Origin of the sequence: Streptomyces sp. ADI95-16 (assembly GCF_003721495.1) — a bacterium.
Taxonomy (GTDB): Bacteria; Actinomycetota; Actinomycetes; order Streptomycetales; family Streptomycetaceae; genus Streptomyces; species Streptomyces goshikiensis.
In genome coordinates this window covers 2,638,629-2,663,326 of the sequence record NZ_CP033581.1, presented here as the reverse complement: position 1 = coordinate 2,663,326, position 24,698 = coordinate 2,638,629, and the positions used below count along the sequence as shown (strand labels likewise).

The following is a 24,698-nucleotide window of genomic DNA, read 5'->3' as shown; positions in this document are numbered from 1 at the left end:
CCTGACTGTCCCTCAGATGTCTGTCACTACCGCGTATGGGCGGACGGCGCGAATCCGCTCATGATGCGGCCATGACACCCAACCTGACGCGCCGTCAAATGCTGGGGCTCGGCGCGCTCTCGACCGCCGCGGCCCTCGGCTTCACCCGGATCGGCGCGGCCTCCGCCGCGGCCGTCGAACCCCCCGCCGCCTCGTACGCGCCCGCCATCGTCGTCGGCTCCGGGTACGGCTCCGCCGTCGCCGCCCTGCGCCTGGGGCAGGCGGGCGTCCGTACCGTCGTCCTCGAAATGGGCCGGCTCTGGGACACCCCCGGAGCCGACGGGAAGGTGTTCCCCTCCACCTCCGCGCCCGACCAGCGCTCCATGTGGTTCCGCAACCGCACCGAGGCCCCGCTCGCCCAGTTCCTCTGGCTCGACGTCGTCAACCGCGACATCAGCCCCTACCCGGGCGTCCTGGACCGGGTGAACTACGGCGACATGTCCGTCTACGTCGGCCGCGGGGTCGGCGGCGGCTCCCTCGTCAACGGCGGCATGTCGCCGACGCCCCGCCGCTCGTACTTCTCCGAGGTGCTGCCCCGGGTCGACGCCGACGAGATGTACGGCACCTACTACCCGCGCGCCCGCGCCATGCTCGGCGTGGGCGACATCGACCCGGCCTGGTTCGAGTCCACGGAGTGGTACCGCTTCGCCCGGATCTCCCGCAAGCACGCCCAGAACACCGGCCTGAAGACCGTATTCGTCCCCAACGTCTACGACTTCGCGTACATGAAGCGCGAGGCGGCCGGCACCGCCACCCGCTCCGCACTCGCCGGCGAGGTCATCTACGGCAACAACCACGGCAAGAAGAGCGTCGACAAGACCTACCTCGCGGCCGCGATCGGCACCGGCAACGTCACCATCGAGACCATGCAGCGGGTGGTCGGAGTCCGGCAGGACCCCGCCGGGGGGTACGTACTGACCGTGCGGACCAGCGATGTCACCGGACGGGTCACCCAGGTCCGCGAACTCGGCTGCCGACAGCTCTTCCTGGGCGCCGGCAGTCTCGGCACCACCGAGATCCTGCTCCGCGCCCGGGAGACCGGCACGCTGCCCGCCCTCAGCGAGAAGGTCGGGCTCGGCTGGGGCCCCAACGGCAACGTCATGACCGCCCGCGCCAACCACCTGTGGGACACCGTCGGCTCCAACCAGGCCACCATGCCCGCGCTGGGCATCGACGACTGGGACAATGCCGCGAGCCCGGTGTTCGCCGAGATCGCCCCGCTGCCCATGGGGTTCGAGCACTGGATCTCGATGTACCTGGCCATCACGAAGAACCCGGAGCGCGGCCACTTCACGTACGACGCCGCGAGCGACTCGGCGCGGCTCCAGTGGCGCCGCGACCAGAACACCCCGGCCGTCCGGGCCGCCAAGAGCCTCTTCGACCGCATCAACCGGGCCAACTTCACGATCTACCGGTACGACCTGTTCGGCGGCAACAAGAACTTCGCCGACGACTTCACGTACCACCCGCTCGGCGGCTGCGTCCTCGGCGAGGCCACCGACGACTTCGGCCGCGCCAAGGGCTACCAGGGGCTGTACGTGGTCGACGGCTCCCTGGTGCCCGGCTCGCTCGGCGTGAACCCGTTCGTCACGATCACGGCCCTCGCCGAGCGGAACATGGCGCGGATCCTGGCCCAGGACCCGCACTGACCGAGGCCCTGATCAGCCGCGGTAGAGCGCCTCGATCTCGTCCGCGAAGTCCTTCGCCACCACATTCCGCTTGAGCTTCAGCGACGGCGTGATGTGGCCCGACTCCTCCGTGAACTGGGAGGGCAGAATGCGGAATTTCCGCACCGATTCCGCCTTGGAAACCGCCGCGTTGCCGTCGTCCACGGCCTTCTGGACGGCGGCGATGAGGTCCGCGTCCTCCCGCAGTTCCGCCGCCGTGACACCGGCCGGCTTGCCGTTCTCCGCGGCCCAGCGGCCGAGGAACTCCTCGTCGATCGTGACCAGCGCGGCCACGAACGGCCTCGCGTCGCCGACCACCATGCACTCCGCGACCAGCGCGTGCGCCCGGATCCGGTCCTCGATCACCGCGGGGGCCACGTTCTTGCCGCCCGCCGTGACGATGAGCTCCTTCTTGCGCCCGGTGATCGTGAGGTAGCCGTCCTCGTCGAGGGTGCCGACGTCGCCGGTGTGGAACCAGCCGTCGGCCAGCGCCTCCGCGGTCGCCGTCTCGTTCTTCCAGTACCCCGGGAAGATCTGCTCGCCGTGCAGCAGCACCTCGCCGTCGTCCGCGATGCGCACCACGGAACCCGGCATGGGCTGGCCGACCGTACCGATCTTCTGCTTGTCCCACGGGTTGAAGGTGGTCGCGGCGCAGGTCTCCGTCAGGCCGTAGCCCTCCAGCACCGTGAAGCCGATGCCGCGGAAGAAGTGCCCCAGGCGCTCGCCCAGCGGGGCGCCGCCGGAGATCGCGTACTCGCCGCGGCCGCCGAGGACCGCGTGCAGCTTGCTGTAGACCAGCTTGGTGAAGATCTTGTGCTTCAGCTTCAGGCCGAAGGACGGGCCGCGCGGGGTGTCCAGCGCGCGGCTGTAGGCGATGGCCGTGTCGGCCGCCGCGTCGAAGATCTTCCCCTTGCCGTCGGCCTGCGCCTTGGCGCGCGCCGAGTTGTAGACCTTCTCGAAGACCCGGGGGACGCCGAGGATCAGCGTGGGCCGGAAGGACTGCAGCTCATCGGTGAGGTTCTTGATGTCCGGAACGCAGCCCAGCCGGATCGGCGCCAGCACGGCGGCCACCTCGACGAGCCGTCCGAAGACGTGCGCGGCCGGCAGGAACAGCAGCACCGAGCACTCGCCGGTCTTGAACAGCGGGCTCAGGCGCTCCACCGCGTTGCCGCACTCCGCGAAGAAGTTGCGGTGGGTCAGCACACAGCCCTTGGGGCGGCCGGTGGTGCCCGAGGTGTAGACGATGGTGGCCGGGTCGTCGGCGTTGGCCAGGTCGCTGCGCTCGTCGACCTCGGCGTCGGTGACGACCGCGCCGGCGGCGTTCAGCGTCTCCAGCCCGCCCCGGTCGATCTCCCAGACCTCGCGCAGATCCGGGAGCCGGTCGCGCAGGGAGGCCACGGCCTCGTGGTGCGCGGGGCTCTCGACGATCACGGCGACCGCGCCGGAGTCGCCGAGGATCCACTGGATCTGCTCGGGGGAACTGGTCTCGTACACCGGGACGGTGACGGCGCCGGCGCTCCAGATCGCGAAGTCGAGGAGCACCCACTCGTAGCGGGTGCGGGAAATCAGCGCGACCCGGTCACCGGGCCGGATGCCGGCCGCGATCAGGCCCTTGGCAGCCGCGCGGACCTCGGCGAGGAACTCTCTCGCGGTCACGTCCTGCCACTTGCCGTCGGCCTTGCGGCTCATCACGGCGGTGTCTGGATGCTGAGCGGCGTTGCGGCGGATGAGATCCGTCAGGTTCCCGTCCGACGGGACCTCGTACAGGGCCGGAAGGCTGAACTCGCGCAAGACTGCTGCTCCTCTGGGCGCCATCGCCACGTGTGGACCGACCGGACGTTACCCACCGGTAGTGGGTTCCGGATAGAGGGAACCGGCCATTGTTCCGTGCGTCACACCGACGCGGCCGTGCCGTACCGACCCTAGTCGACCCCGTTTGAGACTTGGAAGTAACCGCAGGTCCGGCTGGCTGCCCGACCCGCACTACCCCGACTCCCCAGGCGCCCCTAGGGTGGCGGGCATGGGTGGCAGCAAAACCGGCCGGGCCGGTACGCGGGTTCACGTCGTGAGCGACGTCCACGGCAACACGGAGGCGCTCGCGCGGGCCGGAGAAGGCGCCGACGCGCTGATCTGCCTCGGTGACCTCGTCCTCTTCCTCGACTACGCCGACCACTCGCGCGGCATCTTCCCCGACCTGTTCGGCGTCGAGAACGCCGACCGGATCGTGGCGCTGCGGACGGCGCGCAGGTTCGCGGAGGCCAGGGATTTCGGGCGGGCCCTGTGGGCCGGGCTCGACCGGGAGCGGCTCATCGAGGGCGCGGTACGGCGGCAGTACGCGCAGATGTTCGCCGCCCTGCCCAGCCCGACGTACGCCACCTACGGCAACGTAGACATCCCCGGGCTGTGGCAGGAGTACGCCGGACCCGGCACCACCGTCCTCGACGGGCAGCGGGTGGAGATCGGCGGCCGCGTCTTCGGCTTCGTCGGCGGCGGGCTGCCCTCGCCGATGCGGACGCCGTACGAGGTGTCCGAGGAGGAGTACGCGGCCAAGGTGGAGGCGCTGGGGGAGGTCGACGTGCTGTGCTCGCACATCCCGCCCGAGGTTCCGGAGCTCTGCTACGACACGGTGGCGCGCCGGTTCGAGCGGGGCAGCGAGGCGCTGCTGGCGGCGATCCGGCGGACCCGGCCGCGCTACGCGCTGTTCGGGCACGTGCACCAGCCGCTGGCGCGACGGATGCGGATCGGGGGGACGGAGTGCGTGAACGTCGGCCACTTCGCGGCGACGGGGCGGCCGTGGGCGCTGGAGTGGTGACCGGTTCCGGCCGTGACCGGCGGTATCCGGCGCGGTCGTGGGGTCCGCTGGAGTGGCGGGGTCCGCACGCGCGGTAGCCTTCACGCGGCGGCCGGGGGCCGCCCGCACACTTCCTCGAACTCTCCACGGAGGAGCGCCCGCGATGGCGGAACACACCAAATCGAGCATCACGATCGACGCGGCGCCGGCCGACGTCATGGCCGTGATCGCCGACTTCGCCCGCTACCCCGAGTGGACCGGCGAGGTGAAGGAGGCCGAGGTGCTGGGCACCGACGCCGAAGGCCGGGCGTCGAAGGTCCGCCTGCTGCTCGACGCGGGCGCGATCAAGGACGACCACACCCTGGCCTACAGCTGGGCGGGTACGGACGAGGTCAGCTGGACCCTGGACAAGTCCCAGATGCTGCGGCAGCTGGACGGCTCGTACAAGCTGGCCCCGCTGGAGGGCGGCAAGCGCACCGAGGTCACCTACCAGCTGACGGTGGACGTCAAGATCCCGATGCTGGGGATGATCAAGCGCAAGGCGGAAAAGGTCATCATCGACCGCGCCCTGGCGGGCCTGAAGAAGCGCGTGGAAGCCACCGCCTGACCGGACCCCGCCCCGCCCGGCCTCCGATGACCGGCCCCGCCGCAGCCGGCCCTCCGGCCCGTGCGGCCGAGGGAGGTCCGCGTCCGCGCCGCCAGCCCTCCGGCCCGGCCCGGTTCGAGGACCGGGTCCGGCGGAGCCAGCCCTTTAGCCTGTCCGGCGTGGGAGGAGTGGCCCGGCGGAGCAGGCCTTCCGGCCGTGCGGCGTTCGAGGTCCGCGTCCACGCGGAGCCGGTCCTCCGGCCCGGTCGGGTTCGGGGACCGGGTTCGGACGGAGCCGGCCCTCCGGCCCGTCCGTCGTTGGAGGTCCGCGTTCGCGCGGAGCCAGCTCTCCGGCCCGGTCGGGTTCGGGGTCCGGTGGAGCCCGCGCCCTCCAGCCTGTCCGGCGTTTGAGGGCCGGGTCCGGACGGGGTCCGGGTAGGGGCCCGGTCGGCGCCGGGCCGGGTCAGGTACACATCGCCCGGGCGGAGCCCAGAGGCGGTCCCCCGCGTTCAAGGAGCACCGCACCATGCACACCCTGCTCGTCACCGGCCCCGGCGGCGCCGGGCGGACGACCGCCGCCGCCGTGACCGCCCTCGCCGCGGCCCGTGCCGGACGGCGCGTGCTGCTGCTGTCCGGTGACCCGGGAGACCCGATGGCCGCGCTGGTCGGGCCGGCCGCCGGCCCGCCCGAGGACGTCGCGCCCGGCCTGCGGGCCGTGCCCGCCGCCGGCGGGGTGCTGGTCGCCCGCATCGACTCCGGCGAGGAGTTCCGGGCCGAGCTCGTCGCCCTCCAGGACCGCGGCGCCGCGCTCCTCAGCATGCTCGGCGGGCGCGCCCTCGGAGCCGAGGAACTCACCGAGCTCCCCGGCGCCGAGCAGTTCGCGCTGCTGCGGGCCCTGCGCCGGGCCGTCACCGCCCCCGGCGTCGACCTCGTCGTCGTGGACATGCCCCCGCTGCACCAGGCCGTGGCCACCCTCGCCCTCCCCGCCCAGCTGCGCCGCTACCTCGCCCGCCTGCTCCCCGCGGAGCGCCAGGCGGCCCGCGCGCTGCGCCCCGTACTCGCGCAGCTGGCCGGCGTACCCATGCCCGCGCAGTGGCTGTACGAGGCCGCCGCGCGCTGGGACGAGGAGCTGGCCGCGGTGCAGGCGGTCATCGAGGCCGACTCCACCGGGGTGCGGCTCGTCGCCGAGCCGGGCCCGGCCGCCGACGCCGCCCTGCGGACCGGCCGCCTCGGGCTCGCCCTCCAGCGGCTGCGCGTCGCCGACGTCGTCGCCAACCGGACCCTGCCCCCCGGCTCCGCCGACCCGTGGCTGGCCGGCCTCGCCGCCCAGCAGGAGAAGTACGCCGCCCAGTGGGCCGCCGGGGACCTGCCCGTCCTCCCGTTCCCGCACCTCGGCCGCGACCCCCAGGGTCCCGACGACCTCGCCGCGCTCGCGGACGGCGCCGCCCCGGCTCCGGCCGCCCCCGGGCGCCGCCCCGACTGGCCCGTCGAGGACCGGATCGCCGAGGACGGGGTGCTCGTCTGGGTGGTTCCGCTGCCCCGCGCCGAGAAGCGCGAGCTCGACCTGATCCGGCGCGGCGACGAGCTCCTGCTCACGGTCGGCCCGTACCGCAGGATCGTTCCCCTGCCCTCCGCGCTGCGCCGCTGCACCGTCTCCGGCGCCGCCCTCGCCGAAGGCGAGCTCCGCATCCGCTTCACCCCCGACCCGGGGCTCTGGCCCCGCGCGCACTGAAGCCCGTACCCCCATTCGGGTACCGTCGAAGGTAGTCCGTACCGCACGCCCCGCAGCTGCCGCAGGAGAGTCCGCCATGAGCGAGGCCACCGACCGCCCCACCGACGAAGACGCCTGGGCCAAGGCCTGTGCCGAGGACCTCGCCGCCGAGAAGGCCCGCCGCCGGGCGGAACAGGGCGCGGGCGGCGGCGGGGCCACCGGGACCGCCGCCGAGGAGCTGTTCAAGCTCTTCGAGGCCGTCGCCGACAAGGTCTCCGCGCTGAACAACCCGCTGCTGGGCGTTGCCGCCCAAGGCGCGGTGCGGCAGTTCGTCGACCAGGCCAAGACCGCCGCCAAGCCCGTCATCGAGCGCAATCCCGAGGTCTTCGACCACCTCGCGGCCGCCGGCTCGGAGCTCCTCGCCGCCTACCGCTCCGCCGTGGAGGGCCACGAGCGCCGCTGGACCCGGGACGAGCCGCCCGCCCCGCGCCGCGCCCCGGCCGAGGAGAACGACCCCCGCGACCCCCGGGACGAGGGCGACGGCCCCGAGGACGAAGGCCCCACCGGGCGGATCGATCTCGACTGAGGCGCCGCCGCCCTCGGGTACCGTTGCCCGTGGCGGGGTTTGACCGGAAACCGAGGGACTAATGGGACTCACCATCGGCGTCGACATCGGCGGCACGAAGATCGCGGCCGGCGTGGTCGACGAAGAGGGCACCATCCTTGAGACGTACAAGGTGCCCACCCCGCCGACCGCGGACGGAGTGACGGAGGCGATCTGCTCCGCCGTGTCCGAGGTCAGCAGCAACCACGCCATCGAGGCCGTCGGCATCGGCGCCGCCGGCTACGTGGACGACAAGCGGGCGACCGTACTCTTCGCGCCCAACATCAACTGGCGGCACGAGCCGCTCAAGGACAAGGTCGAGCAGCGCATCGGCCTGCCGGTCGTCGTCGAGAACGACGCGAACTGCGCGGCCTGGGGCGAGTACCGCTTCGGCGCCGGCCAGGGCCACGAGGACGTCATCTGCATCACCCTCGGCACCGGCCTCGGCGGCGGCATCATCATCGGCAACAAGCTGCGGCGCGGGCGCTTCGGCGTCGCCGCCGAGTTCGGGCACATCCGGGTCGTCCCCGACGGCCTGCTGTGCGGCTGCGGCAGCCAGGGCTGCTGGGAGCAGTACGCCTCCGGGCGCGCGCTCGTCCGGTACGCGAAGCAGCGCGCCAACGCCACCCCCGAGAACGCGGTGGCCCTGCTCGCCCTCGGCGACGGCACCCCCGACGGCATCGAGGGCAAGCACATCAGCGAGGCCGCGCGGGCCGGTGACCTGGTGGCCATCGACGCCTTCCGCGAGCTGGCCCGCTGGGCGGGCGCGGGTCTCGCGGACCTGGCCTCCCTCTTCGACCCGTCGGCGTTCATCGTCGGCGGCGGGGTCTCCGACGAGGGCGACCTCGTCCTCGACCCGATCCGCAAGTCCTTCAAGCGCTGGCTGGTCGGCGGCGCGTGGCGCCCCCACGCGCAGGTGCTGGCCGCACAGCTCGGCGGCAAGGCCGGGCTGGTCGGCGCGGCGGACCTGGCCCGCCAGGGCTGACACCGGCCGTTCGGCGTTTCCGCGTGCCGCGTGCTGCCCGCCGCGCCCCCTGGGGGAGCGGCGGGCAGCTGCGTATCTTGCGGACATGGACCTGCCTGTGCTGCCTTCGCTGCCGAAGTCCCAAACGGAGCCCGACGGTTCTGCCGTGATCCGGGTGCTCAGCTACAACATCCGCTCGTTGCGCGACGACGAGGACGCGCTGGCGAGGGTGATCCGCGCGTGCGCCCCCGACCTGGTCTTCGTCCAGGAGGCCCCGCGGTTCTTCCGCTGGCGCAAGCACGCGGCGCGGCTGGCGTCGAAGAGCGAGCTGGTGGTGCTGAGCGGGGGCGCGACGGCCGCCGGGCCGCTGCTGCTGTGTTCCCTGCGGGCCTTCGTGGAACGCACCGAGGACGTGCTGCTGCCGATGACGCCCGGCCTGCACCGGCGGGGCTTCGCGACGGCCGTCGTACGGTTCGGAGCGGTGCGGGTGGGGGTGCTGAGCGCGCACCTCTCGCTGGACCCCGGTGAGCGGCTGGCCCAGGCGGGGCTGCTGCTGGAGCGGATGGAGGCGATGGACACCCCGTACAAGATCGCGGCGGGCGACTTCAACGAGCCCCCGGAGGGCCCGGCCTTCGCCCGGGTCGCCGCCCGCCTCCAGGACTGCCGGACGGTCGCCCCCTGGGGTGGGGAGCACACCTTCACCGGCGGGCCCGCGGCCCGCCGCATCGACGCCGTGTTCGCTTCGCCGGGGGTGGAGGTCCTCGCCTGCGGCGTCCCCGAAGGGCTCCCGGGAGTGACCCCGACGGACCTCCGCGCGGCCACGGACCACCTCCCCGTCCTGGCCACCCTCCGCCTCCCGGCCCCGTAGCCCGTACCGGCGGGGGCCGGATTGCCCGGAGGGCCGTTCCAGCCTCGCCGGCGTGTGGGACGGGGGTACCCCCGGACGGAGTCCGGGGGAGGGTCTGGGGCGGAGCCCCGGGCCGTTCGCGCGGCGGCGCCGCACGGGCCCGCCCCACGACCCGGCCGCATCGGCCCCGGCCGAGGCGCGCGAGCGGCGCGTCAGGCAAGGGGGTCAGACCACCGCGCCGCGGCCCGGGTCGTCATCCTCGTCGTCGTCCTGCGACATCCGGCCCACCAGGGTGGCGAAGCCGCCCAGGAAGCCGCCGATGCCCAGCGTCGTGAGCCACCAGGTCATGTCCCACTGGAGCAGCACCGCCAGCAGGAGCAGGACCGGTCCGCCCACCACCGCCAGCCACGCGAACTTCGTCGTCGCGTCGGCCTGCGGCAGCTCCGGTTCCGGCGGGACGAAATGGCCCTCGTCCGCCCCGTCCTTCGGCTCCTCCAAGGAGTGGTCCCGAGGCCCCGGAGCCGGGGCGCCCGCGCCCACGCCGGCACCCACGCCCGGGGCGAAGACCACCGAGCTGCCCAGCGCCGGCGGCGCGGCCGGCCCGCGGCCGGGGTCCGCGTCGGGGTCCGCGTCGGAATCCGGCTCGGCGGCCGGATCGGCCGAAGGCTCCGGCAGGACGTCCTTCTCCGGCAGCATCAGGTTCTCGATCGGTCTGAACGGCCGCGCCCCCGGCGGGTCCGGCGGTTCCTGCCCGTACCCGGCGACGATCGCCGCCCACGCCGCCTCCTCGTCCAGCGGGGGCACCCCCCCTGGTGATTCCTCGTGCTCAGCCACCGCTGGCCGCCCCCTCCCTGCTGACGCTCCCCGTGAGCCGCCCCACGAACGCGAAGCTGTCCGCGAAGATCCGCTCCGCGTCATGGTCCAACGTCGCGACGTGGTAGCTCTGTTCCAGCAGGGTCTCGGTGACATCCGTGGACGACACCCGCGCCAGCACCCGCGCCGAGTCCACCGGCGGTACGACGTGGTCCTGCGGGCTGTGCAGCAGCAGCACGGGCTGCGTCACCTGCGGCAGCTCCGAGTCCACCAGCCGCAGGAAGTTCCGCAGGGAGTGCGCGGCCCGCGTCGGCACCCGGTCGTAGCCGACCTCCTCGGACCCCGGCTTCGCGATGTCGCTGGCGATGCCCGGCGTCGACCGGATGAAGTGCCGGGCCACCGGCAGCGCGAAGGCCAGCGGGTCGTGCACCTTGTTGGCGGGGTTGACGAGCACGATCCCGCTGATCGCGTCCCCGTGCTTCGCCGCCAGCCGCAGCGTCAGCGCCCCGCCCATCGACAGGCCGAAGACGAACACGCGCTCGCACCGGTCCAGCAGCTCCCGCAGCGCGCGGTCCACCTCCGCGTACCAGTCCTGCCAGCCGGTGAGCTGCATGTCCTGCCAGCGCGTCCCGTGCCCGGGCAGCAGCGGCAGCGACACCGACAGCCCCCGCTCGGCCAGGTACTCGGCCCAGGGGCGCAGCGACTGCGGGGAACCGGTGAAGCCGTGGCAGAGCAGTACGCCGACCTCTCCGCCCTCGTGGCGGAACGGCTCTGCTCCAGGGAGGACGGGCACCAGGGTCTCCTTAGGAAGGGGTGGGGGGTACGTAGCGCTGTGTGACTTCACCGTACGCGACGGGGGTGACACCGACCAGGGTCGTCGGGCCGCTGTGGCCGGCCCAGGGGATAAGGTCTGTTCGACAGACACAGGAAGGCATTCGAGTTGATCTACGGCGCAATGAAGTTCTCCATCGGCGGTTCCCTGAAGCTCGCCTTCAGGCCGTGGGTGGAGGGCCTCGAAAACATTCCCGCGGAGGGGCCGGCGATCCTCGCGAGCAACCACTTGTCGTTCTCCGACTCCTTCTTCCTCCCGGCCGTGCTCGACCGGAAGGTCACCTTCATCGCCAAGGCGGAGTACTTCACCTCCCCGGGCGTCAAGGGCAAGCTGACGGCGGCCTTCTTCAAGGGCGTCGGCCAGCTCCCCGTGGACCGCTCCGGCGCCCGGGGTGCCGGCGAGGCCGCCATCAAGAGCGGCATCGACGTCATCGAGCGCGGGGAACTGTTCGGTATCTACCCCGAGGGGACGCGTTCACCCGACGGCCGCCTCTACCGCGGCAAGCCCGGCGGTCTGGCCCGCGTGGCCCTCGCCACCGGCGCCCCGGTGATCCCCGTCGCGATGATCGACACGGAGAAGATCCAGCCGCCCGGCAAGGTCGTCCCGAAGCTGATGCGACCCGGCATCCGGATCGGCAAGCCGCTCGACTTCAGCCGCTACCAGGGCATGGACGGCGACCGCTTCATCCTGCGCTCGGTGACCGACGAGGTCATGTACGAGATCATGAAGCTTTCCGGCCAGGAGTACGTGGACATCTACGCCACGGCCGCCAAGCGCCAGATCGCCGACGCCGAGAAGGCCTCCAAGGCCGCCGAGAAGGCTGAGAAGGCCGACCAGAGCACGGAGTAGGACGGGCGGCGGCGGTACCGCCCGGAGGGGTGGGGGAGATGGCGAAACGCGAGCGCGTCGTACGCATGTCGGTGGAGCAGCCGCTGTGGCGGGCCCTGACGGCCTACCGGCTGCTCACCATGGTCTACGCGGTGGCGCTGTTCGGCTTCGCGTACCAGCGGTTCGACCGTCCCAAGGTCGCGGCCGGCTACCTGGCGTTCCTCGCCGTCTGGACCCTCGTCACCCACCGCAGGGTCGCGAACGCCGCCAGCTGCACCAAGGGGTTCCTCGGCGCCGACCTCACCGTCGCGATCGTCGGCGTCCTGCTCACGCCGATCGCGGACACCCACGAGCGGATCGCGGCCGGCGGACCCACCCTGCCCAGCATCTGGACGGCCGGCTCGGTCCTCGCCTTCGCCATCAAGGGCGGCTGGCGCTGGGCCGGCTTCGCCTCCACCTTCGTGGCCGCGGCCAACGTCCTCATCCACGGCGGCAATCCCACCCGGGACACCCTGCACAACGTCCTGCTGGTCTGGGTCGCCTCCATCGCCATCGGGTACGTCGTCGAGGTCGCCCGGGCCAGCGAGGCCACCCTCGCCCGCGCCCTGGAGATCGAGGCCGCCACCCGCGAGCGCGAGCGCCTCGCCCGCGACATCCACGACGGTGTCCTCCAGGTCCTCGCCATGGTCCAGCGGCGCGGCACCGAGCTGGGCGGCGAGGCCGCCGAACTCGGCCGGATGGCGGGAGAGCAGGAGGTCGCGCTGCGCACCCTGGTCTCCAGCGGGCTCGTGCACACCTGCCGGATCTCCCGGGACGAGTCGCTCGGCGCGCTGGTCACCGCGTACGAGGTGGACGAGCCCGGCGCCGACGAGGGCGAGCTGGACCTGCGGACGCTGCTCGCCCCGCACGCCGGGTCCCGGGTGAGCTTCGCCGAGCCGGGCACCCCGGTGCCGCTGCCGGTGCCCGCCGCGAAGGAGCTGGCCGCGGCGGTCGGCGCCGCCCTCGACAACGTGCGCAGGCACGCCGGGGAGGGCGCCAGGGCCTGGATCCTGGTCGAGGACTGGGGCGACGAGGTGATCGTGACCGTCCGGGACGACGGCCCGGGCATCCCCGCCGGACGGCTCGACCAGGCGGAGGGCGAGGGACGGATGGGCGTGGCCCTGTCCATCCGGGGCCGGCTGCGCGACCTCGGCGGCACCGCCGAGCTGGTGTCCGTCCCCGGACAGGGCACCGAAGTGGAACTGAAAGTACCGAGGGGGAGGACCCAGTGAGCGTGCCGAACGAGCTGAGCGACATCAAGGTGATGGTCGTCGACGACCACCCGATGTGGCGGGACGCGGTCGCCCGCGACCTGGCCGCGGCCGGATTCGACGTCGTCGCCACCGCCGGGGACGGCCCCGAGGCGGTCCGCCGGGCCGGCGCCGCCGCCCCGCACGTGCTGGTCCTCGACCTCAACCTGCCCGGCATGCCCGGAGTCCAGGTCTGCAAGGAACTGGTCGCCGCCAACCCGGCGCTGCGCGTCCTCGTCCTGTCCGCGAGCGGCGAGCACGCCGACGTCCTGGAGGCGGTCAAGTCCGGCGCGACCGGGTACCTGCTGAAGTCCGCCGGGGCGCAGGAGCTGATCGACGCGGTCCGCCGCACCGCCGCCGGCGACCCGGTGTTCACCCCGGGCCTGGCCGGCCTGGTCCTCGGCGAGTACCGGCGCCTGGCCACCGACCCGGCGCCCGCCGCGCCCGACGAGCCGAAGGCGCCGCAGCTGACCGACCGCGAGACCGAGGTGCTGCGCCTGGTGGCCAAGGGGCTCTCGTACAAGCAGATCGCGGAGCGGCTCGTCATCTCCCACCGCACCGTGCAGAACCACGTCCAGAACACCCTGGGCAAGCTCCAGCTGCACAACCGGGTGGAGCTCGTCCGGTACGCCATAGAGCGCGGCCTCGACGACGCGTAGGGCACGCAAACGGTGTCGTACGTCGTACTTACGTCCTCGTACGAGTGAACGGGAGTACGCAACTCCTTGAGATTCCACCGGAATTGGCCAAACCCAACGCGCTGGTGTGACCTGGGTCACCACTAGCGTGGCCGTCACGCGGGCTCAGCGGGCCCTGTGGCGAAGGGAGATTCCATGAAGGTCGGAGTGCTCACGGGCGGCGGCGACTGCCCCGGGCTCAACGCGGTGATCAGGGCCGTCGTACGCAAGGGCGTACAGGAGTACGGTTACGAGTTCGTCGGCTTCAAGGACGGCTGGCGCGGCGCGATCGAGGGCGACACGGTCCCGCTCGGCATCCCCGCCGTCCGCGGGATCCTGCCGCGCGGCGGCACCATCCTCGGCTCCTCGCGCACGAACCCCTTCAACCAGGAGAACGGGGTCCGGCGGATCAAGGAGAACCTCGCCAAGTACGAGGTCGAGGCGCTCGTCGCGATCGGCGGCGAGGACACCCTGGGCGTCGCGGCCAGGCTGTACGAGGAGTACGGCATCCCCTGCGTCGGCGTCCCGAAGACCATCGACAACGACCTGTCGGGCACGGACTACACCTTCGGCTTCGACACCGCCGTCGGCATCGCCACCGAGGCCATCGACCGGCTGCACACCACGGCCGAGTCGCACATGCGGGTGCTGGTCGTCGAGGTCATGGGCCGGCACGCCGGCTGGATCGCCCTGCACTCGGGGCTCGCGGGCGGCGCCAACGTCATCCTCATCCCGGAGCAGCGCTTCGACCTGGACAAGGTGTGCGCCTGGGTGACCTCCCGGTTCAAGGCGAGCTACGCGCCGATCGTGGTGGTCGCGGAGGGCGCGATGCCGACGGACGGGGAACTGGTGCTGAAGGACGCCACCACGGACTCCTTCGGGCACGTCCGGCTCTCGGGCGTCGGCGAGTGGCTGGCCAAGGAGATCGAGTCGCGCACCGGCAAGGAGGCCCGCACCACGGTGCTCGGGCACATCCAGCGGGGCGGGACGCCGAGCGCGTTCGACCGGTGGCTCGCCACCCGGTTCGGGCTGCACGCGATCGACGCGGTGCGGGAGGGCGACTTCGGGAAGATGGTCGCGCTGAAGGGGACGGACATCGTCCGGGTGCCGATCCTGGAGGCCACGTCGAAGCTGAAGACGGTGGACCCGGCGCTGTACGAGGAGGTCGGGGTGTTCTTCGGCTGACCCGCGCCGGCGGGGCCCGGCAGGGGTTAGATTCAGCCGCGTGGACATACCTTCCGTGGGCCGCTGGATCATGCTGGCCCTTGCCGCGGTACAGCTCGTGCAGGCCGTCCGGGCGCTGCGGCCCGCGCTCCGGGCGCGGCCGGGGGAGCGGGTGGACGCCTGGCTGGCGTTCGCCGATCCCCTGGCCGGCGTCCCGGTGTCGCTGGCGCTGGCCGCCGGGGAGATCGGCCTCGTCCTGTGCGGCATGGCGGTGCTCGGGCCGGTCATGGCCTGGCAGCTGGCCCGGAGCCTCCTGGCCCGCCGCCCCGGTCCGACCCCGGCCTGACGGCCCCCCGGCCCGGCTCCGACTCGGCACGGCGGCCTTGGCCCGGCCCGGCTGGTCCGGCCCCAGGCCCCGCCCCGGCCTAGGCGCGGGTCGGGGCGTGGATCGTCGTCAGGAGGTCGTGCAGGAGGTCCGCGCCGCGCAGGGTGAGGACCGACTCCGGGTGGAACTGGACCCCCGCGAACCGCCCGGCGGCGGACCGCAGCGCGTGCACCTCCCCCGTCCCGGGGTCACGGGACACCTCCACCCCCCGCCCCGCCAGCCGCCCCGCCGCCTCCTCGTCGCAGCGCGCGGCGTACGCGTTGTAGAACCCGACCACCTCCTCGCCCCCGAACAGCGGGATCCGCGTCTGCGCCCCCTGGGCCGGCTCCGCCTTGCGCACCAGCGGCAGCCCCAGCTCGGCGGCCAGCAACTGGTGCCCCAGGCACACCGCCAGCAGCCCGCCCCGGTGCGAGCCGAGCAGTTCGGCGGCCAGCCCGCGCAGCAGCCGGATCTTCGGATCCGCCGCGTCCGCCGGGTTCCCCGGACCGGGGCCCAGCACGACCGGGCCGTCCCAGGCCAGGGCCGCCGCCCGCAGCCCCGGATCGTCGTAGCGGCGTACGGACACCTCCAGCCCGCTCATCCGCACCACGTGCGCCAGCATCGCGGTGAAGGTGTCCTCCCCGTCGATGACCAGCGCGTGCCCCGCGAGCGCCGCCGGCCGCTCCTGCATCCGGAGCCAGAACGGCGCCAGGTCCGCCCGCCGCGCGGCGAGGGCCGCCTGGACCCGGGGGTCGGCGGCCAGGCCGCCGCCGCCCGTCACCGCCGGCCGGGGCGCGGCGGGCCGGACCCCCAGCGCCGCCAGCACCCCCGCGGCCTTCGCGTGCGTCTCCGCCACCTCGCCCGCCGGGTCGGAGTGGCGCACCAGCGTGGCGCCGACCGGAACCCGCAGGGTGCCGTCCGCCGCGATGTCGGCGGTCCGGATCAGGATGGGGGAGTCCAGGGTCTGCGCCCCGGCCGCGTCCAGCCCCAGCAGCGCCAGCGCGCCCGCGTAGTAGCCCCGGCCGCCGGCCTCGTACCGCTCGATGACCCGGCAGGCGTTCTGCACCGGCGAGCCCGTCACGGTCGCCGCGAACATCGTCTCCCGCAGCACCTCCCGCGCGTCCAGCGAGGACCGGCCGCGCAGCTCGTACTCGGTGTGCGCGAGGTGCGCCATCTCCTTCAGCCGCGGCCCGACGACGACCCCGCCCATGTCGCCGACGGTGCACATCATCTTGAGCTCCTCGTCCACCACCATGGACAGCTCCTCGGTCTCCTTGCGGTCGCCGAGGAACGCGAGCAGCGACTCGGCCGTCGGACCGGACGCGGGATAGCGGTACGTCCCGCTGATCGGGTTCATCACGACCGTCCCGCCGGACATCCGGACGTGTACTTCGGGGCTCGCCCCGACCAGCACCCGGTCCCCGGTGTGGACCACGTACGTCCAGTACGCGCCCCGCTCGCCCAGCAGCAGCCGCCGGAACAGCGCGAGCGCGTCGGCCCGGCCGAAGCCCTCGATCCGGCCCTCGTAGGTGCGCCGGATGACGAAGTTCGCGCCCTCCCCGCGCCCGATCTCGTCCCGGACGACCCGCTCCACGGTGGCCGCGTACTCCTCGTCGGGTACGTCGAAGCCGCCGCCCTCGACGCGCACCCCGTGCGCCGGGAGCCCCGCCAGGGCCTCGGCGAGCGGGAGCTCGTACGCCTCCTCGGCGACCAGCACGCTCAGCGGCGTCCCGTCGTCGCGCACGTCGAACCCGCGCTCCCGGATCTGCCGGAACGGCACGAGGGCGAGGGTGGGGAGCGGCCCGACCGGCAGGTCTGCGAGGCGCTCGGCCTCGTGGACCGCGCCGATCAGCACCTCGACGGTGTCGTGGTCGCGGCCGGGGGTGCGCCGGCGCAGCAGGGCGAACGGCGGGCAGGAGTCTTCGAGCAGTCGGCTGAGTTCCATGGGGCGGGGCGTCCTTCCGGGGAGCGTGAGAGCGGAGGAAGGAGGGACGGCAGGGCCCGGAAAACAGCGAAGGCCGCCCCTCGGGGCGGCCTGTGCGTCGTCTCGCGTCTGGCTGGTGTCGTCAGGTACGCGAAAGCAGTGGGCCGCCGGGAGCGGGCCACCACCAGTTCATGTCGAAGTGCGCGTACATGCCGGTGACGATATCAGGGACATCCGTCTCACGTAGTGGGCGGCGGGCTGGACGCGGCGTGTGACGACGTAATGTGTATGAGGTGACCGTGAACGCTGAAATCCAAGCCCCCGCCACCAAGGCGACCTGGCGAGACCTTCCCGCGGCGCAGCAGCCTTCGTACCCCGATGCCGAGGCTCTGCGCGCTGTCGTCGCGGACCTTGAGTCCTATCCTCCCCTCGTTTTCGCGGGTGAGTGCGATCAGCTGCGCGCCCGTCTGGGAGCCGTCGCCAAGGGCGAGGCGTTCCTCCTCCAGGGCGGCGACTGCGCCGAGGCCTTCGACGCCGTGTCCGCCGACCACATCCGCGCCAAGCTGAAGACGCTGCTCCAGATGAGCGCCGTCCTGACGTACGCGGCCTCCGTGCCCGTCGTGAAGGTCGGCCGCATCGCGGGCCAGTACTCCAAGCCGCGCTCCAAGGACACCGAGACCCGCGACGGCGTCACCCTGCCGACCTACCGCGGCGACTCCGTCAACGGCTTCGCCTTCACCGAAGAGGCCCGGATCCCGGACCCCGAGCGGCTGAAGCGCATGTACCACGCGTCGGCCTCGACGCTGAACCTGGTGCGCGCCTTCACCACCGGTGGCTACGCCGACCTGCGCCAGGTGCACGCCTGGAACCAGGACTTCGTGAAGAACTCCCCGTCCGGGCAGCGCTACGAGCAGCTCGCGCGGGAGATCGACAACGCGCTGAACTTCATGAAGGCGTGCGGCACCGACCCGGCCGAGTTCAAGGCCGTGGAGTTCTACTCCTCGCACGAGGCGCTGCTGCTCGACTACGAGGGCGCCCTGACCCGTACGGACTCCCGCACCGGGAAGCTGTACGACACCTCGGGCCACATGGTCTGGGTCGGTGAGCGCACCCGCCAGCTGGACCACGCGCACATCGAGTTCTGCGCGCAGATCGCCAACCCGCTCGGCATCAAGCTCGGCCCCACGACCACCGTGGACGAGGCGCTGACGTACATCGACCGCCTGGACCCCGAGCGCGAGCCGGGCCGGCTGACCTTCGTCGTCCGCATGGGCGCCGACAAGGTCCGCGACAAGCTCCCCGAGCTGGTCGAGAAGGTCACCGCGTCCGGTGCGACCGTCGCCTGGGTCACCGACCCGATGCACGGCAACACCTTCGAGGCGGCCTCCGGCCACAAGACGCGCCGTTTCGACGACGTGCTCGACGAGGTCAAGGGCTTCTTCGAGGTCCACAAGGCCCTGGGCACCCACCCGGGCGGCATCCACGTCGAGCTCACCGGTGACGACGTCACCGAGTGCGTGGGCGGCGGCGACGAGATCTTCGTCGACGATCTGCACCAGCGCTACGAGACGGCCTGCGACCCGCGGCTCAACCGCAGCCAGTCGCTGGACCTGGCGTTCCTGGTCGCCGAGATGTACCGCGACCAGTAGGCGATCTCCACGATGTAGCTTCCTCTGACAGTGGGGCGCGGATCCATGTGATCCGCGCCCCACTGTCGTACCCGGGGCTTTTAGGTCACCCTAAGTTTGGGTACGGTTAGGTAAGCCTCACCGAATCGGGGATGGCTCGCCGAACCGTTCCGGGTCAGGAGGTGAACCGCGTGTACGTCTGCTCTTGCTTCGGGATCACCGACAAGCAGGTCAAGGAACACGCGGCCGCCGGGGCCTGCACCCCCCGCCAGATCGCCTCGGCCACCAAGGCCGGAACCGACTGCGGCTCCTGCGTCCGCACCATCCAGGGCATCCTCGGCCGCGGGGCCTGCCCCCGCCGGGAACTGCTGGACCAGGGCGAGACGGGCGCCGTGCTCGCGGCCGCCCCGCGGCTCGCCGAAGCGGCCTAGCCCGTCCGGCGCGGGACCTGCTCCCCTTGGCGGGCGGTGGGTCAGCTCGGCTGTTCGATCTGCTGGGCGAGGTAGTTCGCCTCGCCCAGGGTCTCGATGAGTTCCAGCTGGGTGTCCAGGTAGTCGATGTGGTGCTCCTCGTCTTCGAGGATCTCCTCGAAGAGCCGCGCGGAGGTGACGTCCCCCTTGCCGCGCATGACCTCGATCCCGCGCCTCAGGCGGTCGATCGCCTCGACCTCCACCTGGCGGTCCGCCTGGAACATCTCCGTGACCGTCTGCCCGACGCGCACGTGGAAGAGGCGCTGGTAGTTCGGCAGGCCGTCGAGCATCAGGATGCGCTCGGTGATCTTGTCCGCGTGCTTCATCTCGTCGATGGACTCTTCACGCGTGTACTTGGCGAGCTTGGTCCAGCCCTTGTTGTCCTGGATGCGGTAGTGCAGCCAGTACTGGTTGATGGCCGTCAGCTCGCCGGTCAGCTGCTCGTTCAGAAACTCAAGGACCTCGGGGTCGCCCTGCATCGCAGAGGCTCCTTCCAGGCAATGTCAGCTATGTGACGGGGCAGTTGCGCGCATCCTTGCACCGTGGTCCTAGGCCGTCCAGTAAGTGCCTCCTTAGTGGGAGTTGCGGTGACTTGCCGGAATCGGTTCCGTGGCTGGTCATGACCACCCTGCCCAATCTGTCACCATGGACTCATGGGTCAGCCGGAAAGCCGGGAATCTCCGGGAGCAGAGCAGCTTGAGCTCCCCCCGGGCCAGCGGTTGCAGCGGGGCTGGCCGGTCACCCACTACGGGCCCGTACCCAAGTTCAAGCCGGACCGCTGGGAGTTCCGCGTCTTCGGCGCGACGGCCGACGGCCAGAAGCACTGCTGGAACCACGAGGACTTCGCGGCCCTGCCGTTCGACTCGGTCGTGGGCGATCTGCACTGCGTGACCAAGTTCAGCATGCTCGGGGCCGAATGGGGCGGGGTGCTCGCGCGCACCGTCCTCGAACTGGCCCCGCCGGCGCCGCAGGTCACGCATGTGATGGTGTGGGCCGAGTACGGCTTCAGCTCCAACATGAGGCTGGCCGATTTCGCCTCCGAGCGGACCGTGTTCGCCACCCACGAGGGCGGCGAACTCCTCACCGCCGAACACGGGTTTCCGCTGCGGCTGGTCGTCCCGCACCTGTACGCCTGGAAGGGCCCCAAGTGGGTGCGCGGCGTCGAGTACATGACCGCCGACCGGCGCGGCTTCTGGGAGGAGCGCGGCTACCACAACGTCGGCGACCCCTGGCGCGAGCAGCGCTACTCGTACCAGGAGCAGCCGGGCGAGGGTCCCGAGCTCTAGGCCCCGCGGTCAGTGGTACCGGTGGACGACCGCGTGGCCCTTGCCGCGGCCGATCATCCACTTGTTGACCGGGGTCGTCACGACGAAGGCGATCGCGAGCGAGGCCGCCAGCGCGATCCAGAACAGCGGCTCCGAGAGGTGGGCGTCCATGGCGCCCGGCCAGAGCAGGATCACGCCGTTGTCGATCAGCTCCATGACGGCGATCGAAAGGGTGTCCGCCGCCAGCGCCACCCGGACGGCGGTGCGCGGATCCACGCCCGCCGAGAGGATCCCGCGCAGGGTGAGCGCGTAGCCGAAGAGGAACGCGAGGGCGATCGCCAGGACCGTCGTCGGGAGGTTGCCCCAGCCGAGGGCGGTACCGATGACCATGCCGAGCACCTCGCCGATGGCGCATCCGGTGAGGCAGTGGAGCGTGGCCCCGGCGGCCATGGCCCAGCTGGCCTTGCCGTGATCGTGGTTCATGGGAACCCCCTGGGGACGCCTGGCTACGGTCAGTGGAGCTCCCGGAGCTCCTTCAGCAGCGCCACGTCCGCCGCGTGCCCCTCCGTGCCGCCCGGGGTCTCGATGATCAGCGGGACGCCCTCCGTCGCCGGGTGCGAGAACAGCTCCGCGAAGGCCTCCCGGCCGATGTGGCCCTGCCCGATGTTGGCATGCCGGTCCTTGTGGGCGCCGACGCCCTCCTTGGAGTCGTTCGCGTGGATCAGCTTCAGCCGGCCCTCGCCCACCGTGTCCACCAGCAGGTCCAGCGTCTGCTTGGTGCCGCCCGGCTCGGCGAGGTCGTGCCCCGCCGCGAAGATGTGGCAGGTGTCCAGGCAGATGCCGAGCTTGGGGTGGTGGTCGAGCGCCTCGAAGTACGGACCGAAGTCCCAGGTGCGCGAGCACAGCGAGGAGCCCTGCCCGGCCGTGGACTCCAGCAGCAGGAACGGGTCGTCGTCATGCGTCAGCTCGTCCAGCAGCGGCAGCATGTGCTCCCTGACCTGCGCGTACGCCGCCTCGCGCGGGCGGCCGCCGGTCGCCGAGCCGGTGTGGACTACCACGCCCAGCGCGCCGATCGCCCGGGCCCGGCGCAGCGAGTGCCGCAGCGACTCCACCGACTTCTCGACCGTCGCGACGGTGTGCGAGCCGAAGTTGATCAGGTACGGGGCGTGCACGTACGCCGGGACCGCCTCCCGCGCGCACTGCTCGCGGAACAGCTCGTCCTGCGCCGGGTTGCCGGCCGGGGTGGCCCAGCCGCGCGGATTCGCGACGAAGACCTGAACGGCCTCGGCGCCCATCTCCCGCGCGTACGTCAGCCCGACCGAGGCCAGCCCGCCCGCGACGGGGACGTGCCCGCCGACCGGATTGCGCCCGGCGGGACCGGCTTGCTCACGGAGTTCCACGTACGACTACAGCCCCTTGATCCGGATGACGATCGTGCTGCCCTCGGGGGCGTTCTGGCCGCCGGGCACCGACTGCGCGTCGATGGTGTTGCCGAAGGAGAAGAACGGCTTCTGCACCTTCACCGTGAAGCCCAGGTCCTCCAGCGCCTTGCGCGCGGCGTCCGCGTTCTGCCCGGTCACGTTCGGCACCGGGACCAGCCGGGGGCCCTTGGAGACCGTCAGCGTCACGGTGTCCCCCGCCGCTGCCTGCGCGCCCGCGGCGAGCGACTGGGCGGCGACCGAACCGGCCGCGAAGGGCGAGTTGACCTGCTCATCGGCCGTCTCCACCTTCAGGCCGAGGCCCTGGAGCGCGGCGCGGGCCTGGTCGAGCGAAGCCCCGGTCACCGAGGGCACCTGCACCGGGCGGCCCTTGCTGACGAGGATCGAGACCGCCGTGTCGGGGGCCCGCTTCTCGCCGCCCGCCGGGTCGGTGCTGATCACCGAGCCCTGCGGGACGTCCTGGCTGAACGCCTGCGAGACGACCCCGGCCTCCAGTCCCGTCTTCGCGAGCTCGGCCTTGGCCTCGTCCAGGGTGCGGTCCTTGAGGTTGGGTACGGCGACGATCTCCGGGCCGCGCGAGACGGTCAGCGTCACCGCGCCGTTGCCGCGGATCCGCTTCCCGCCGCCCGGGTCGGTGTCCATCACGGTCCCGCGGTCGAAGGTCTCGCTGAACTTCCGGTCGACCCGCTTCACGCCGAGACCGGCCGACGACAGGTCCGACTTCGCCTGCGCCTCGGTCTTGCCGAGCAGGTTCGGGACCTTGGTGAACTGGCCGGAGTTGATGTACCAGACGCCGCCGCCGATACCGAGCGCGAGCAGGACCGCGGCGACCAGGAGGAACACGCCGCGGCGCCGGGGCCGGGGAGCCGGGGCCGTGCCCCGCCGTCGCGCCTCTTCCTGTTCCTGCTCCTGGGACTGCGTCGGCGACGTCGGCGGGAGCAGCATCCGCGAGGTCTGGTTCATCGGCTCCGGCGGCTCCGCCGCCCGGGGGATCACACTCGTACGGTCCTCGGTCGCGTTGTGCGTCTCGGCGCGCGCCTGCGGAGGTACGGCGTCCAGCTCGGCGTTGCCGAGCCGGGCGCGGGCGTCGAGGGTCAGGCCCAGCAGGGACGCGGCGTCGTACGGGCGCAGCTCCGGGTTGCGGGCGGTGGCCAGCGCGACGAGCCCGTCGAGGACGACGGGGAGCCCGGGGACGGTCGCCGACGGGGGCGGGACGTCCTCGTGGAGGTGCTGGTAGATCACCTGGGCGGGGTTGCCGCCGGTGTGGGGCTTGGAGCCGGTGAGCATCTCGTAGAGCACGACACCACAGGCGTAGACGTCCGCGCGGGTGTCGCTGACGCCGCTCTCGATCTGCTCGGGGGCGAGGTAGGAGACGGTGCCGAGGACCGACCCGCTGGTGCTGGTGACGGAGTCGACCGAGCGGACCAGCCCGAAGTCCGCGACCTTGACCCGGCCGTCGTCGCCGATCAGGACGTTCTCGGGCTTCATGTCGCGGTGCACGAACCCGGCGCGGTGCGCGGCGCCGAGGGCCGCGAGGACCGGCTCCAGGATGTCGAGCGCGGCCCGGGGCTGGAGCGCGCCGCGCTCGCGGAGCACGTCGCGCAGGGTGCAGCCGGAGACGTACTCCATGGCCAGGTACGTGTACGGGCCGTCGGTGCCCTGGTCGAAGACGCCGACGACGTTCGGGTGCGCGAGGCGGGCCACGGACTTGGCCTCACGGATGAAGCGGTCGACGAAGCCGGCGTCGGCGGCGAGCGCCGGGTGCATCACCTTCAGGGCCAGGACGCGGTCGAGGCGGGTGTCGAGGGCGCGGTAGACCGTGGCCATGCCACCGGCCGCGATGCGGGCGTCGACGCGGTAGCGGCCGTCGAGCACGCGCCCGGCGAGGGGGTCATCCAGGGTCGTATCCACCCGGCGATTCTACGAGCGCACGCAACCCTCCCGACCAGCATCCCGTCCCTTGCGGCGCAGCTGTGACGCACCCCTCGTCCCCGGCGGGGTCAGAAAGCCGGGCGTTCCGGGTCCAGAACGGCGCGTCCCTCGGCCGGGGAGGAGGCCTCCGCGAAGCGGCGCTGCGGGATGCGGCCCGCGCGGTACGCCAGGCGTCCCGCCGACACGGCGTCCCGCATCGCCGCGGCCATGAGCACGGGGGACTGGGCCCGTGTCACCGCCGAGGCCAGCATCACGCCCGCGCACCCCAGCTCCATGGCGAGGGCCGCGTCCGACGCCGTGCCGGCCCCCGCGTCCAGGATCACCGGGACCCCGGCCCGCTCGCGGATCAGCTCGAAGTTGTGGGGGTTGCGGATCCCCATCCCGGACCCGATCGGAGACCCCAGCGGCATGATCGCCGCGCAGCCCACGTCCTCCAGCTTCCGCGCGAGCACCGGATCGTCGTTCGTGTAGGGCAGCACCGTGAAGCCTTCGTCCACCAGCGTCTCCGCCGCGTCCAGCAGCTCCACTCCGTCCGGCAGCAGCGTCCGCTCGTCGGCGACGACCTCCAGCTTGATCCAGTCCGTCCCCAGCGCCTCCCGCGCCAGCCGCGCAGTCAGCACCGCCTCGCCGGCCGTGAAGCAGCCGGCCGTGTTCGGCAGGACCGCGATCCCCAGCCGGTTCAGCACCGACAGGACCGAGCCCTGCACCGTCGGGTCCAGCCGGCGCATCGCCACCGTCGTCAGCTCGGTCCCGGACGCCACCAGCGCGCGCTCCAGGACGTCGAGGCTCGGCGCCCCGCCGGTCCCCATGATCAGGCGGGAGGAGAAGCTCCGGCCGCCCAGTTCGAAGGCGTCGTCCGCCATCG

24 protein-coding genes are annotated in these 24,698 nt (G+C 72.5%); 15 read left to right on the top strand and 9 right to left on the bottom strand.

Annotated features, from left to right (window positions below; all coding sequences use genetic code 11):
• Window positions 1-71: 71 nt before the first annotated feature.
• Window positions 72-1,688 (top strand): GMC oxidoreductase, encoded by a 1,617-nt coding sequence (locus EES41_RS11595; RefSeq protein ID WP_123077821.1) that lies wholly within the window; start codon window positions 72-74, stop codon window positions 1,686-1,688.
• A 12-nt stretch (window positions 1,689-1,700) separates the two neighbouring features.
• Here the strand turns inward: EES41_RS11595 and EES41_RS11590 are convergent, their stop codons facing one another.
• Window positions 1,701-3,497 (bottom strand): long-chain fatty acid--CoA ligase, encoded by a 1,797-nt coding sequence (locus EES41_RS11590; RefSeq protein WP_123077819.1) that lies wholly within the window; start codon window positions 3,495-3,497, stop codon window positions 1,701-1,703.
• Between the two features lie 229 nt (window positions 3,498-3,726).
• Between EES41_RS11590 and EES41_RS11585 the strand changes: the two genes are divergently transcribed.
• The 6 genes from EES41_RS11585 (at window position 3,727) to EES41_RS11560 (ending at window position 9,229) form a co-directional block, all read left to right on the top strand.
• Window positions 3,727-4,518, top strand: coding sequence for a metallophosphoesterase (locus EES41_RS11585; RefSeq protein WP_123077817.1), 792 nt, complete (start codon window positions 3,727-3,729; stop codon window positions 4,516-4,518).
• Window positions 4,519-4,660: 142 nt separating this feature from the next.
• On the top strand, window positions 4,661-5,104 hold the full coding sequence (locus EES41_RS11580) for an SRPBCC family protein (protein WP_073774472.1): 444 nt from the start codon (window positions 4,661-4,663) through the stop codon (window positions 5,102-5,104).
• A 504-nt stretch (window positions 5,105-5,608) separates the two neighbouring features.
• A complete protein-coding gene (locus EES41_RS11575; protein ID WP_123077815.1) occupies window positions 5,609-6,814 on the top strand; it encodes an ArsA family ATPase in 1,206 nt (401 codons plus the stop codon).
• Window positions 6,815-6,890: 76 nt separating this feature from the next.
• On the top strand, window positions 6,891-7,379 hold the full coding sequence (locus EES41_RS11570; protein ID WP_123077813.1) for a DUF5304 domain-containing protein: 489 nt from the start codon (window positions 6,891-6,893) through the stop codon (window positions 7,377-7,379).
• Between the two features lie 61 nt (window positions 7,380-7,440).
• Window positions 7,441-8,382, top strand: a complete 942-nt coding sequence (locus EES41_RS11565) for an ROK family glucokinase (RefSeq protein ID WP_123077811.1) — start codon at window positions 7,441-7,443, stop codon at window positions 8,380-8,382.
• Between the two features lie 85 nt (window positions 8,383-8,467).
• Window positions 8,468-9,229, top strand: coding sequence for an endonuclease/exonuclease/phosphatase family protein (locus EES41_RS11560; RefSeq protein WP_123077809.1), 762 nt, complete (start codon window positions 8,468-8,470; stop codon window positions 9,227-9,229).
• A gap of 204 nt (window positions 9,230-9,433) precedes the next feature.
• Here EES41_RS11560 and EES41_RS11555 read toward each other — a convergent pair whose 3' ends face one another.
• Both EES41_RS11555 and EES41_RS11550 read right to left on the bottom strand, forming a co-directional pair.
• Complete coding sequence (locus tag EES41_RS11555) at window positions 9,434-10,042, bottom strand: hypothetical protein (protein WP_123077807.1); 609 nt, start codon at window positions 10,040-10,042, stop codon at window positions 9,434-9,436.
• Window positions 10,035-10,814 (bottom strand): carboxylesterase, encoded by a 780-nt coding sequence (locus EES41_RS11550; protein ID WP_073774467.1) that lies wholly within the window; start codon window positions 10,812-10,814, stop codon window positions 10,035-10,037. Before EES41_RS11550 ends, EES41_RS11555 begins: the two co-directional genes overlap by 8 nt.
• A 162-nt stretch (window positions 10,815-10,976) precedes the next feature.
• On the opposite strand from EES41_RS11550, the gene EES41_RS11545 reads away from it, so the two are divergent.
• The 5 genes from EES41_RS11545 (at window position 10,977) to EES41_RS11525 (ending at window position 15,157) form a co-directional block, all read left to right on the top strand.
• Window positions 10,977-11,702: a 1-acyl-sn-glycerol-3-phosphate acyltransferase gene (locus tag EES41_RS11545; RefSeq protein WP_073798976.1), complete on the top strand. Its 726-nt coding sequence runs from the start codon at window positions 10,977-10,979 to the stop codon at window positions 11,700-11,702.
• A 38-nt stretch (window positions 11,703-11,740) separates the two neighbouring features.
• Window positions 11,741-12,952, top strand: a complete 1,212-nt coding sequence (locus tag EES41_RS11540; RefSeq protein ID WP_174261674.1) for a MacS family sensor histidine kinase — start codon at window positions 11,741-11,743, stop codon at window positions 12,950-12,952.
• Window positions 12,953-12,984: 32 nt separating this feature from the next.
• Window positions 12,985-13,629 (top strand): response regulator transcription factor, encoded by a 645-nt coding sequence (locus EES41_RS11535; RefSeq protein ID WP_123082395.1) that lies wholly within the window; start codon window positions 12,985-12,987, stop codon window positions 13,627-13,629.
• Window positions 13,630-13,803: 174 nt separating this feature from the next.
• Window positions 13,804-14,832, top strand: a complete 1,029-nt coding sequence (locus EES41_RS11530) for a 6-phosphofructokinase (RefSeq protein WP_123077803.1) — start codon at window positions 13,804-13,806, stop codon at window positions 14,830-14,832.
• Window positions 14,833-14,872: 40 nt separating this feature from the next.
• The gene (locus EES41_RS11525; protein WP_164495808.1) at window positions 14,873-15,157 is read left to right on the top strand and encodes a hypothetical protein; all 285 of its coding nucleotides are present in this window, start codon (window positions 14,873-14,875) and stop codon (window positions 15,155-15,157) included.
• A gap of 79 nt (window positions 15,158-15,236) precedes the next feature.
• On the opposite strand, the gene EES41_RS11520 is transcribed toward EES41_RS11525, so the two are convergent.
• The gene (locus EES41_RS11520; RefSeq protein WP_123077799.1) at window positions 15,237-17,120 is read right to left on the bottom strand and encodes a chorismate-binding protein; all 1,884 of its coding nucleotides are present in this window, start codon (window positions 17,118-17,120) and stop codon (window positions 15,237-15,239) included.
• Between the two features lie 272 nt (window positions 17,121-17,392).
• Here EES41_RS11520 and EES41_RS11515 point away from each other — a divergent pair, with 272 nt between their 5' ends.
• Window positions 17,393-18,748 carry a class II 3-deoxy-7-phosphoheptulonate synthase gene (locus tag EES41_RS11515; RefSeq protein WP_123077797.1) on the top strand — a complete coding sequence of 452 codons (1,356 nt, stop codon included), beginning with the start codon at window positions 17,393-17,395 and terminating at the stop codon, window positions 18,746-18,748.
• A gap of 161 nt (window positions 18,749-18,909) precedes the next feature.
• A complete protein-coding gene (locus EES41_RS11510; protein ID WP_073774461.1) occupies window positions 18,910-19,158 on the top strand; it encodes a bacterioferritin-associated ferredoxin in 249 nt (82 codons plus the stop codon).
• Between the two features lie 41 nt (window positions 19,159-19,199).
• Here EES41_RS11510 and bfr read toward each other — a convergent pair whose 3' ends face one another.
• Window positions 19,200-19,676 (bottom strand): bacterioferritin, encoded by a 477-nt coding sequence (bfr, locus tag EES41_RS11505; RefSeq protein ID WP_073774460.1) that lies wholly within the window; start codon window positions 19,674-19,676, stop codon window positions 19,200-19,202.
• A 174-nt stretch (window positions 19,677-19,850) separates the two neighbouring features.
• Between bfr and EES41_RS11500 the strand changes: the two genes are divergently transcribed.
• The gene (locus tag EES41_RS11500) at window positions 19,851-20,483 is read left to right on the top strand and encodes a sulfite oxidase-like oxidoreductase (RefSeq protein ID WP_037797461.1); all 633 of its coding nucleotides are present in this window, start codon (window positions 19,851-19,853) and stop codon (window positions 20,481-20,483) included.
• A 9-nt stretch (window positions 20,484-20,492) separates the two neighbouring features.
• Here EES41_RS11500 and EES41_RS11495 read toward each other — a convergent pair whose 3' ends face one another.
• From EES41_RS11495 to EES41_RS11480, 4 genes are all read right to left on the bottom strand, one after another.
• Window positions 20,493-20,945, bottom strand: a complete 453-nt coding sequence (locus EES41_RS11495; protein WP_123077793.1) for a DUF4396 domain-containing protein — start codon at window positions 20,943-20,945, stop codon at window positions 20,493-20,495.
• 29 nt (window positions 20,946-20,974) lie between these two features.
• Complete coding sequence (locus EES41_RS11490) at window positions 20,975-21,862, bottom strand: deoxyribonuclease IV (protein WP_123077791.1); 888 nt, start codon at window positions 21,860-21,862, stop codon at window positions 20,975-20,977.
• A 6-nt stretch (window positions 21,863-21,868) separates the two neighbouring features.
• Complete coding sequence (gene pknB, locus EES41_RS11485; RefSeq protein WP_123077789.1) at window positions 21,869-23,812, bottom strand: Stk1 family PASTA domain-containing Ser/Thr kinase; 1,944 nt, start codon at window positions 23,810-23,812, stop codon at window positions 21,869-21,871.
• Window positions 23,813-23,901: 89 nt separating this feature from the next.
• On the bottom strand, window positions 23,902-24,696 hold the full coding sequence (locus EES41_RS11480) for a thiazole synthase (protein ID WP_123077787.1): 795 nt from the start codon (window positions 24,694-24,696) through the stop codon (window positions 23,902-23,904).
• Window positions 24,697-24,698: the final 2 nt, after the last annotated feature.

What these genes read in the sequence shown, in the direction of transcription:
- EES41_RS11565 (WP_123077811.1), top strand. Translation starts at nt 7,441, where the DNA reads ATGGGACTCACCATCGGCGTCGACATCGGCGGCACGAAGATCGCGGCC.
- EES41_RS11575 (WP_123077815.1), top strand. Translation starts at nt 5,609, where the DNA reads ATGCACACCCTGCTCGTCACCGGCCCCGGCGGCGCCGGGCGGACGACC.
- EES41_RS11560 (WP_123077809.1), top strand. Translation starts at nt 8,468, where the DNA reads ATGGACCTGCCTGTGCTGCCTTCGCTGCCGAAGTCCCAAACGGAGCCC.
- EES41_RS11530 (WP_123077803.1), top strand. Translation starts at nt 13,804, where the DNA reads ATGAAGGTCGGAGTGCTCACGGGCGGCGGCGACTGCCCCGGGCTCAAC.
- EES41_RS11535 (WP_123082395.1), top strand. Translation starts at nt 12,985, where the DNA reads ATGGTCGTCGACGACCACCCGATGTGGCGGGACGCGGTCGCCCGCGAC.
- EES41_RS11480 (WP_123077787.1), bottom strand. Translation starts at nt 24,696, where the DNA reads ATGGCGGACGACGCCTTCGAACTGGGCGGCCGGAGCTTCTCCTCCCGC.
- EES41_RS11570 (WP_123077813.1), top strand. Translation starts at nt 6,891, where the DNA reads ATGAGCGAGGCCACCGACCGCCCCACCGACGAAGACGCCTGGGCCAAG.
- EES41_RS11585 (WP_123077817.1), top strand. Translation starts at nt 3,727, where the DNA reads ATGGGTGGCAGCAAAACCGGCCGGGCCGGTACGCGGGTTCACGTCGTG.
- EES41_RS11540 (WP_174261674.1), top strand. Translation starts at nt 11,741, where the DNA reads ATGGCGAAACGCGAGCGCGTCGTACGCATGTCGGTGGAGCAGCCGCTG.
- bfr (WP_073774460.1), bottom strand. Translation starts at nt 19,676, where the DNA reads ATGCAGGGCGACCCCGAGGTCCTTGAGTTTCTGAACGAGCAGCTGACC.
- EES41_RS11495 (WP_123077793.1), bottom strand. Translation starts at nt 20,945, where the DNA reads ATGAACCACGATCACGGCAAGGCCAGCTGGGCCATGGCCGCCGGGGCC.
- EES41_RS11580 (WP_073774472.1), top strand. Translation starts at nt 4,661, where the DNA reads ATGGCGGAACACACCAAATCGAGCATCACGATCGACGCGGCGCCGGCC.
- EES41_RS11500 (WP_037797461.1), top strand. Translation starts at nt 19,851, where the DNA reads ATGGGTCAGCCGGAAAGCCGGGAATCTCCGGGAGCAGAGCAGCTTGAG.
- EES41_RS11545 (WP_073798976.1), top strand. Translation starts at nt 10,977, where the DNA reads ATGAAGTTCTCCATCGGCGGTTCCCTGAAGCTCGCCTTCAGGCCGTGG.
- EES41_RS11520 (WP_123077799.1), bottom strand. Translation starts at nt 17,120, where the DNA reads ATGGAACTCAGCCGACTGCTCGAAGACTCCTGCCCGCCGTTCGCCCTG.
- EES41_RS11595 (WP_123077821.1), top strand. Translation starts at nt 72, where the DNA reads ATGACACCCAACCTGACGCGCCGTCAAATGCTGGGGCTCGGCGCGCTC.